The 6,081-nt window shown below is 63.5% G+C and carries 4 protein-coding genes and 4 pseudogenes; 5 read left to right on the forward strand and 3 right to left on the reverse strand.

Features of this window, described 5'->3' with window-relative positions:
- The first annotated feature begins 156 nt into the window (after nucleotides 1-156).
- On the forward strand, nucleotides 157-612 hold the full coding sequence (locus ACWCXX_RS40310; RefSeq protein ID WP_451136171.1) for a DUF6262 family protein: 456 nt from the start codon (nucleotides 157-159) through the stop codon (nucleotides 610-612).
- Nucleotides 613-616: 4 nt separating this feature from the next.
- Here the strand turns inward: ACWCXX_RS40310 and ACWCXX_RS40315 are convergent, their stop codons facing one another.
- Entirely contained in the window at nucleotides 617-1,174 is a 558-nt protein-coding gene (locus tag ACWCXX_RS40315; protein WP_451136173.1) for a hypothetical protein, read from the reverse strand.
- Between ACWCXX_RS40315 and ACWCXX_RS40320 the strand changes: the two are divergent.
- Nucleotides 1,095-1,499, forward strand: a pseudogene (locus ACWCXX_RS40320) (ATP-binding protein); the annotation flags it as partial. The gene ACWCXX_RS40315 and the pseudogene ACWCXX_RS40320 sit on opposite strands and share 80 nt — an antisense overlap.
- Before the next feature lie 102 nt (nucleotides 1,500-1,601).
- Here ACWCXX_RS40320 and ACWCXX_RS40325 read toward each other — a convergent pair.
- Nucleotides 1,602-3,388 (reverse strand): annotated as a pseudogene (locus ACWCXX_RS40325) (reverse transcriptase domain-containing protein).
- 533 nt (nucleotides 3,389-3,921) lie between these two features.
- On the opposite strand from ACWCXX_RS40325, the pseudogene ACWCXX_RS40330 reads away from it, so the two are divergent.
- Nucleotides 3,922-4,068, forward strand: a pseudogene (locus tag ACWCXX_RS40330) (ATP-binding protein); the annotation flags it as partial.
- 278 nt (nucleotides 4,069-4,346) lie between these two features.
- Here ACWCXX_RS40330 and ACWCXX_RS40335 read toward each other — a convergent pair.
- The gene (locus ACWCXX_RS40335) at nucleotides 4,347-4,562 is read right to left on the reverse strand and encodes a hypothetical protein (RefSeq protein WP_451136175.1); all 216 of its coding nucleotides are present in this window, start codon (nucleotides 4,560-4,562) and stop codon (nucleotides 4,347-4,349) included.
- 92 nt (nucleotides 4,563-4,654) lie between these two features.
- Between ACWCXX_RS40335 and ACWCXX_RS40340 the strand changes: the two genes are divergently transcribed.
- Both ACWCXX_RS40340 and ACWCXX_RS40345 read left to right on the forward strand, forming a co-directional pair.
- Nucleotides 4,655-5,248 (forward strand): TetR/AcrR family transcriptional regulator, encoded by a 594-nt coding sequence (locus ACWCXX_RS40340; protein ID WP_451136177.1) that lies wholly within the window; start codon nucleotides 4,655-4,657, stop codon nucleotides 5,246-5,248.
- A 317-nt stretch (nucleotides 5,249-5,565) separates the two neighbouring features.
- Nucleotides 5,566-5,919 (forward strand): annotated as a pseudogene (locus tag ACWCXX_RS40345) (murein biosynthesis integral membrane protein MurJ); the annotation flags it as partial.
- Between the last annotated feature and the right edge of the window lie 162 nt (nucleotides 5,920-6,081).

Here is a 6,081-nt window from a genome sequence, read left to right on the forward strand (position 1 = left end):
CCGTCTCCAGGCCATCGAACGGGACACCGACGTGGCCTGACCAGTGGTGCACATAACTCCGTACTCGGTGGTGCACTCAGACGAGTACGCGGACATCCTAGGCCGTGACGGCTACCAAGATGCGAACTCCGCTGAATGCAAAGGAGGTTCAGGAACATGACCGCACCGAGCCCGTCCCTGCCCACCGGCCCGAACACTGCTGCAGACCGGCGGGTCGAGGCTCTGAGGAAGGCAGCCCGCGACAAGCGCGAGCAGGCCGTCCAGCGCGCAGAGAACGGGATCCGGCGCCTCATCAAGGAGAACGAGAAGATCACCTTCCGGTCGGTCGCCCGCGCTGCCAGTGTCAGCCTCGATTTTCTCTACACACACGCGGACCTGCGGCGACGCATCGAAATGCTCCGCAGCCAGGAGCAGAGTCCAACCCGCATCCCAGCCGAGACCGCATCAAACCACGACGGCACGGTAATTCACACGCTCACCGAGTCCTTGCGACGCGAACGCGCCACACACCGTGAACGCGTCCGGGAACTCGAACAGAGGCTGGCCGCCGCCCACGGAGAGATCCTCCGACTCCAACGTCGACTTGGCGAGCGTGGAATCGGCGACAGGTGACCGCCTACGTTTCCGGGACACCGAAAGTGCGGACCACGCAGCTGTCGAGAATTACACCGAACCGCGTCGGTGAGTCCACTGTCGGAGCTTCGGTCACGAGATCCCCAGCGAACGTGAGAGCGTCCACGTCTGCCCAGCCTCCCCGGAACAGGACAACGCCAAGCTCGGCCTCATTGGGACCTGAGATCGTCACGCCAATGGAATCGGGATCCTCAACCCGACCTCGCTCCGTCTCCAGGACCTGAGGCCACGGCGCTGCCTCATCCCGCCAGGTCACAGCTTCCACGACCAGGCCAGCGCGTTCCCAGCGTCGCAGGCGCTCAGCGATTTCGATGGCGGCCCGATCAAGGTCAACGATGCGTTCCATGACGCGATATTCACCTATGTGAGACGCACCATCCACTGAATAGCATGCTGCCGACGGCGTCCGTAGCGTGCTGACCTGCGGTGGTTCAGCCCTTGCAACCATGAACGCCGGATAAATCAAGACCTTCGACTTCGACGCCAACCCGAACATCGACCCGGCCATCATCCACACGCTCGCCAGCTGCGAATGGATCAAGAAGAGTCAGCCACTCTGCCTGATCGGCGACTCCGGCACCGGCAAGTCCCACATGCTCATCGCGCTGGGCACCGAGGCGGCGATGAAGGGCTACCGGGTCCGCTACACGCTCGCCACCAAGCTGGTGAACGAGCTGGTCGAGGCCGCCGACGAGAAGCAGCTGAACAAGACCATCGCCCGCTACGGACGCGTCGATCTTTTGTGCATCGACGAGCTGGGATACATGGAACTGGACCGCCACGGCGCCGAACTGCTGTTCCAGGTGCTGACCGAACGCGAGGAGAGGAACAGCGTCGCCATCGCCTCGAACGAGTCCTTCGGCGGTGAAGTAGGCCGCCGACGAGGTGCCCCTGGCTGGGGTCCTTTTCCGACGGCCCCTTCCCGAACGGTACGGGCGCCTTTCAACGCATACCGCTCTCCAGTGAAATCATCTCCGGGTTGAGACCGTGGCCCGTCCTCTGTGGATTTCCCAATGGCAGTCGTGGCAGACCACAAGGGTCTTACGCCGACGCTGTGCCATGAGCCTTACCCAGGGAGAGGGTTCGGGTCGACCAGGCCGATTGAGATCTGCCATCTTGCGGATGTGGTGAACTTGCAGACCATTCCGCGATTCGCACATCTCACACTGGCCCGCCAAGAGCCGGTGGATCAGCTCATTGCTGCCGGTGTATCTCGTTGACGGGGCCTTGTCGACCAGGTCAGCAAAGCGTTGCCGCTTCAGTGGAATTCCGCCGAAGCGAGCGACCAGCGGCTTTCTTCCGTCACTGCGCTTGACTATGACCTGCATACACGTCCGTGGCCCGTCGGGCGTTTCGACGGTCGCCTTGTGTCGGCGAGCCATCTGGGTGACGGTGGACTGATGTTTCCTGGCCATAGTCTTGAGCATGGAAGTTTCCATGACCCAGTGCAGAAAGCCCAGGCGTGCAACGTCCTGGGCTAGAAGATAGTACTGGACAACTCCCCGGTATTCCGCTTGGTACTTCGACACGATCGAGTAATCCTGATCATGTATCAGCCCCCCGCGGAACGCCGGTTTTCCTTGCTTCATGTACAACGCGCACCGTTTTTGGATCACGTCCCGTGGCACGTACAGGCCAATGCAGCCATTGACCGCTCGACGCCCGCGAGTGATCTTCGTGTCGGCAAGCTGGGTTCGCAGCTCGTAGCCGAGGAAGCGCGCTGCCTGGCTGGCGGCGTGCGTGATCAGAGTCTTGGACTCCGAGAGTTCCAGCTTGAGTTCATCACGCAGGAACTCCTTCATCCGTTCCTTGATCTCCTGGGCTTCTCGCTTTGGCCCAGCGAAACCGAGCAGCCAGTCATCGGCATACCGGATGTACCGCAACCGTCGGTAGTCCGGATCATCGGGATCGGAGCTGGGGAGGCGTCGCAGCTGCTGCCGAAGCGCATGCACTGCCGCCTTGTCCCCCCGCCCCTTTGCCCGCCTGATCCTCGCCTCGACGCGTTGGTACTCCCGGCTCCGCCGGCGCAGCCTGCCCCGGTTGTAATCCGGCAACAGGTGCTGCTCAACAAACTGATCCAACCGAGCCAGGTAGATGTTGGACAGGATCGGCGAGGCCACGCCACCCTGCGGCGCACCGCTGAGCGTGGCGTTCCACCGCCAGTCCTCCAAGTACCCAGCCTTGAGCATTTGGCGGATCAGCCGCAAAAATCGTCCATCATGAATCCTCTCTCCCAGGGTCGCGAGCATTACCTCGTGATCCAGACTGCCGAAGCAGTCGGAGATATCTCCTTCGATGAACCAGTGCGTTCCCTTCCAGACCTCCACCACCTCATTGAGTGCGGTGTGGCAGCCCCGGCCGGGACGGAACCCGTGGGAGTGGCGAGAGAACTGGACGTCGTAGTACGCCTCCAGTAGGAGGCGGACAACCTCGGCGACCAGCTTGTCCGACCACGTAGGCAGTCCGAGCGGGCGCTTTCCCCATTCTTCTTCGGGATATAGGTCCGCCGCGCTGGAGCCCATCGGTACGTCTCGGCGCGTAACTTGCCGATGATCGTGTCGATCTTCTCCAGGGACATACCGTCCACGGTTTCCCCGGTGACCCCCGGCGTCATCGCGCCCTTGTTGGCGTAGATGCGCCCGTAGGCCATCAGGAACAATTGCGGGTTGAACAACTGCCGATACAGCCTTTCCAGCGGCAGACCTTGTCTGCCGCGTTCCCGGAGGACGTCCAGCACCGTTGCGGCGCTCTGCATTACGCATACCTCCCATCACCGGACGTCTCAATCACCTGTGCCCCTTCGCCCTGCGACCGGCTTTCCCGGCCTCCCTGGCAGGTCGTCACTCCTGCGACTACTACGGGCACTCCGTCGCCGTAGGGCTCGCGCCCCTTAGGCGATCCCGTGGTACGTCTTCGTTGTACGTATCGAGCACGACGTAGGCCGCCCACTCATTCCCTTGGCCTCCCTCGCTGGGAGGTGTTCCTTACCATGGAGGTTGCCCCGGCCTCCAACCGCGACCAGGGCATAGCAGGACGTCGAATTCAGGCGTCGTTTCGACGGGTGTCTCTCGCACCACTGGGAATTGGACTTCAAGCAATCAAGCCTTAGCCATATCGCGCGGGTCTTGCGGCACCCCGTCCTGAACGCCTCCAGACGGGCACCGCTTTCCGAGCATGCTGTTGTCCCCTCACGCTTTCGCGCTCAAGTAAGCCCGGCGACCCAAGAACCCCCCTCCAATTTCATCCCGACTGCGTCGGGGATACAACGAAGCGCCGTACGGCGCACGCTGGACCAAGACCTTCACCGACCCCCGCCTCTGCGCGGCCATCGTCGACCGCCTCACCTTCAACGGCACCATCATCGAGACCGGCACCGACTCCTACCGCCTCTCCAGCACCCGCGCACGAGCCGAAGAGCCTGCCAAGGCCGGCTGACCTCTGCCGCTACGTCTCGATGGTCCGCCGCCCTCACGAGCGGCGGACCATCCCCGCTCAGCCCGCCAAAGTGCCCTGGTGAAAGTACATGCACCAGCCCGTTTCCGTCATACGCCGCAGGGAGCTTCGCCATACTCGGCCCCGGACTCCTATCTCTGACCCACGGTGCAAAGCAGGCCGCCGGGCCCGCTGATGGTCCCGGCGAAGCGGGCCCGGCGGGACTCCGAGCGGGATAGAGGCCGGAATGTGCTGCGGCAGCCCGCTGGGCGCCGTGGGTGTTACTTGAGGTGTCCGAGGGCCTTGGCGCGACCCTGTGCCCAGCCGGCGAGGAGGACACCGATGGCGAGGGCAGCGATGTAAACGCCCAGGGCGCCCGGAAACGGTAATCCGCTGAGCACCCCACCGTTGTCGTGATCGATGAGCAGCCGGATCGCGGCTTGGCCGCTGAAGACTACTAAAGCCATTCCGGTGATCAGCAGAACGACGAACTTCATGATACCCCCTCAGTTTTTCACAATGCACTTGCATTGTAATAGACTGTCGATGGCGATGCAATGCGAACGCATTGGCTTGCCAGGGAGGATGCATGCCGAAGATCGTTGACCATGAGGAGCGCCGACACCGCCTGGCCGAAGCCGTCTGGACGCTGACGCTCCGCGACGGACTGGAGGGTGTGACGCTTCGCAAGGTCGCGGTGGAGGCCGGGGTGTCCATGGGTCAGGTGCAGCACTACTACGCCACCCGGGAGGACCTGGTCCGTGACGCGATCGACCGCGCCGTGCGGGCACTGAACGCCCGGATTGAGGCATCCATCAAGGCAACAGACCCGGCGAGCGCGGAGACGATGCTCCGTGAATGCCTGCGCGCGATGCTCGCCCGTGACCCGGAAAGCCTGCGACTACTCCAGCTGTCAGTCGCGGTCGTCGGAAGGGCGATCTCGGATCCGGCAATGGCCGGCGTGCTGGCGCCAGGTAGCGGCGAGCTTCTGGACTTCACCGCAGGACTCATCGCCGCAGCCCGGCAGGAGCGGGGCGCGCCAGCACGGGGCAACGGCCTGATCGACGCCGACATCTGTTGGAATCTGGCCACGAGCCTGGGGGTCGACGTTGCCCTGGGGCAGCGTTCTCCCGACGAGGCACTCAGGGTGCTGGAGTATCACCTGGACAACCTCCTGGGCTGACCACCGCCTCGCCCAGCGCATCACGCGGCGACACCGCGTTTCGTAGGTGGTCGCTCATAAAACAGCGAATCGACGTCGCATTCCAGCGCCTGTCAGACGCACCGAGCTCGGTGGACTCGGGGTCGAGAAGCCGCAGCGCCGCCTCTCGTCGGCCATGCACGAACCCTACGGACGCCCCCATCCCGTCACAGCGAATAGTTGACGCGGCCCTGGGAGCAACCGGCAGTGCCATCACTTCTCGTCAACAATCCGAGTTGGGTTGATCACCGACTGCCTTCGGAACCCGTGCACAAGTGCTGTCACTACACATCGATGAAGCCACGTGTCATTTGCTCCTGCCCGCCCGCTGGGCGGTCGTCGGCATGGCCGGCGCCTACACCCTCTCCTACGTAGCCGGTCTCGCACTCACCGCGCATCTGCTGCGCAGGAGGCTCGGGGAGCGCATCGACGACGGCGGCCTGCGCCGCATCTACGTGAAACTATTCTGCGCCGCGGGCCCGGCTGCTGGGCTGGGCTGGGCCGCAGCGCGTGCGTGTGCGGGCCTGGGAAGTGGAACGTGGCCCACGGCCGTCGCACTGGCTACCGGGGTGCTGGCGACAGCCGTGGGGTATCTCCTTCTCGCCCGGCTGATGAAGGTCAACGAGTTGCGTCGTCTGCCCGGGATGCGCTGAGTACAGGCAGACGGTGCAAGGCGTTGAGCCTTCCCCTTGATCGTGGACATCTGGAGACTGGGACGTGAGAGGTCGTTTTCTCCCGGTGTTTCATCCCGTGGATTGTGTTTCGTCCTGGGATGTTGGGTCGCGCCAGGACACGGTGGTTTCCCCGGTGAGGCG

The organism is Streptomyces sp. NPDC001732, from assembly GCF_053596315.1.